The sequence below is a fragment of the Glutamicibacter sp. BSL13 genome (assembly GCF_052928425.1).
This window is the reverse complement of record NZ_JAVGCZ010000172.1, coordinates 1-3,086: the sequence shown is the minus strand read 5'-3', so window position 1 is coordinate 3,086 and position 3,086 is coordinate 1. Positions and strand designations below refer to the sequence as shown.

3 protein-coding genes are annotated in these 3,086 nt (G+C 70.9%); all 3 read left to right on the top strand.

Features of this window, described 5'->3' with window-relative positions:
* Nucleotides 1–1,092: Lhr family helicase (locus RCJ92_RS15470; RefSeq protein WP_446755069.1), on the top strand; the 1,092-nt coding region annotated here is incomplete at its 5' end.
* A 70-nt stretch (nt 1,093–1,162) separates the two neighbouring features.
* Complete coding sequence (locus RCJ92_RS15465) at nt 1,163–1,975, top strand: Fpg/Nei family DNA glycosylase (protein WP_446755068.1); 813 nt, start codon at nt 1,163–1,165, stop codon at nt 1,973–1,975.
* A gap of 11 nt (nt 1,976–1,986) precedes the next feature.
* Nucleotides 1,987–3,000 carry a pseudouridine synthase gene (locus RCJ92_RS15460; RefSeq protein WP_346922927.1) on the top strand — a complete coding sequence of 338 codons (1,014 nt, stop codon included), beginning with the start codon at nt 1,987–1,989 and terminating at the stop codon, nt 2,998–3,000.
* The last annotated feature ends 86 nt before the right edge of the window (nt 3,001–3,086 follow it).

Sequence of the window (3,086 nt, the reverse complement as noted above, 5' to 3'; positions counted from 1 at the left end):
GTGCTGATTGCCGGGGCGGGGGCCGCCGGCGGCAAGGACGGCTGGCTGGCGCTGCACACGGCCGAACACGCCAGCTTGACCCTGCCGCCCGGGGACCGCAGCGAACTGGACGCGTTCGCGCTGCGCCTGCTGGAGCGGTTCGAGAGCACCGGCGCCTACTTTGTGGAGGAGCTGGCCGCCTGGATGACCGAGGAGGACAGCGCGCCCCCGTCCCTGTCCCAGGTCGGTGACGCGTGCTGGCAGCTGTTCTGGGCCGGCTTCATCAGCCCGGACACCCTGTCCCCGGTGCGCGGCTACCTGGCCGGGGGCAGCACCGCGCACAAGATCGCCAAGCCCCCGCCGCGGGCCCGCGCGGCACGGTTGAACCGGCTCTCCGGACTCACCCGGCTGGCCGGCAGCCCGACCGCGCCGCACGCCCCGGCGCGTTCGGGCGGGGCCCGCTGGAGCCGGCTGCCCGAGCCGGTGGCCGATCCGACCATCCGCTCCCATGCCGCCGCGGAGGTGCTGCTGGAACGCTACGGGGTGGTGACCCGCGGCTCGGTCGCCGCCGAACAGGTGCCCGGCGGGTTCGGCACCCTGTACCGGGTGCTGGGCAAGCTGGAGGAGGCCGGGCATACGCGGCGCGGCTACTTCATCGAAAAGCTCGGCGCCGCCCAGTTCGCCTCCGCCAACACGATCGACCGGCTGCGTTCCTTCCAACTGGAAACCCAGACCCCGCGGCGCCAACCGCGCATCCTGGTGCTGGCGGCCACCGACCCGGCCAACCCGTACGGGGCCGCCCTGCCCTGGCCGGCCACCGAAACCGGGCACCGGCCCGGGCGCAAGGCCGGGGCGCTGGTGGGGCTGATCGACGGGGAGCTGGCCTTCTACCTGGAACGCGGTGGACGCACCGTGCTCAGCTTCGGCTCCTGGCCGGCCGAGCACCTGGCGGCCCTGGGCGCCAGGCTGGTGGCCACCTTGCGCACCGCGGCGGTGGAAAAGATTGCCATCGCCACCGTCAACGGGCTCCCCGTGCTTGAGGACCCGCTGGCCCAGGCGCTGCTGCAGGCCGGTTTCTACAGCACCCCGCAGGGAATCCGTTTCCGGCGCTAACCCGACCACGGCGCCGCCGGATCCCGACGCGACCCGGCCGGAGCTTACCGATGCAGGAGGAAGAGCAACAATGCCCGAAGGAGATTCGGTCTACCGCCTGGCGCGGCGCATGCGCACGGTCCTTGAGGGGCAGGTGCTGCGCTCCACCGAATTCCGGGTGCCGCAGCTGGCCACCACCAACCTGGCCGGGTACCGGGTGACCGAGGTGGTTCCGCGCGGCAAGCACCTGCTGCTGCGCCTGCACAACCCGGACAGCGAGCAGCCGACGCTGAGCCTGCATTCACACCTGATGATGGAGGGGCGCTGGGACTTCTGCGTTCCCGGCGAGCGCTTCAAGCGCCCGGCCCATACCGCCCGGGTGATCCTTCGCACCGAGTCGGCGGACGTGGTCGGCTACGACATCCAGCAGCTGCGCCTGGTGCCCACCGACCAGGAATCCGAGCTGGTGGGCCACCTGGGACCAGATCTGCTGGGCCCGGACTGGGACCCCGGGCTGGCGGCGGAGAACTTGCGCTGCGACCCGCGGCGCACCATCGGCACCGCGCTGCTGGACCAGCGCCTGCTGGCCGGCCTGGGCAACATCTACCGCTGTGAGGTGCTGTTTTTGACCCGGCTGCACCCGTTGACCCCGTGCGGGCAGGTGGCGCAGCTGGATCAGGTGGTGGCCATGTCCCACCGGCTGATTCAGGCGAACAAGGACCGCGGGCGGCGGGTCACCACCGGCACCGCCCGCACCCGGGACCCGTTCTGGGTCTACGGGCGGGCCGGCAAACCGTGCCTGCGCTGCGGCACCGGGATCCGGTTGCTGAAGCTGGCCGAGGAATCCGGGCAGCACGAACGAGACTGCTATTACTGCCCGCACTGCCAACAGCTGGAACAATAGAACCCATGGCAATGCTCTCCCCGCTACCGGTGCGCAACGGCGTGAACGCCACCCGGCTGCGCCTGCCCGGCTCCGGCCCGTGGCCCACCGTGGCCGATTACCTGCTCGAACGCTTCGGGCATGTTGACCCGGCGGGTATCTTGCGCCGTTTCCAGGACGGGGAAATCGTGGGGCTGGGCGGGCAGCCGCTGGATGCCGGCACACCGTTGGGGCGTCACGACTTCATCTGGTATTACCGCTCCCTGCCGCAGGAGGAGCCGATCCCGTTCCAGGCGCGGATCCTGCACCAGGACGAGCACCTGATTGCGGTGGACAAGCCGCATTTCCTGCCCACCACCCCGGGCGGACGGTTCATCCAGCAGTCCGCGCTGGTGCGCCTGCGCAACCAGACGGGGATCGATGAGCTGGTGCCGATGCACCGGTTGGACCGGGCCACCGCGGGGGTGATCCTCTTTGCGGTCAACCCGCAGACCCGCGGCGCCTACCAGAGCCTGTTTGAACGCCGCGAAATCCGCAAGGGCTACCAGGCGGTGGTTCCGCTGGCTCCCGGGGCCGGACTGGAAACCGGGAAGGTGCTGCAGGCCGGGGACATCATCGCCGAACGCAGCCCCGCCCAGCTGCGCGAACTCATCCAGAGCCTGCCCCTGGACTTCGCCAACCGGATGACCAAAGTCAAGGGCCAGCTGCGCTCCATCGTGCAGGACGGCGAGCCCAATGCCCGCACCCGAATCAGCCTGGCCGCCCTGGGGCGCAGTGCCGGGCACTTCAGCGGCCTTCCGGTGGCGCTGCTGGACCTGGATCCGCTGACCGGCAAGACCCATCAGCTGCGGGTCCACCTGGCCTCGCTGGGCCTGGGCATCATCAATGACGCGTTCTACCCCAGGCTATGGGACCTGGCCCCGGATGACTACGCCCGTCCGCTGCAGCTGCTGGCCAAGTCCATTGCGTTCACCGACCCGCTCAGCGGCCAGGCGCGCAGTTTCACCTCCCAACAGCAGCTGCTGGAGGCCCCGCCGGCAGAGTGAGCCGCCGGGCGCTTCCCGCCGGGCCCTGGTCAGGGCCGGGCATTCCTCCTAGGCTGGGTGGCACAGCCGTGGGCGGCTCCGCCCGC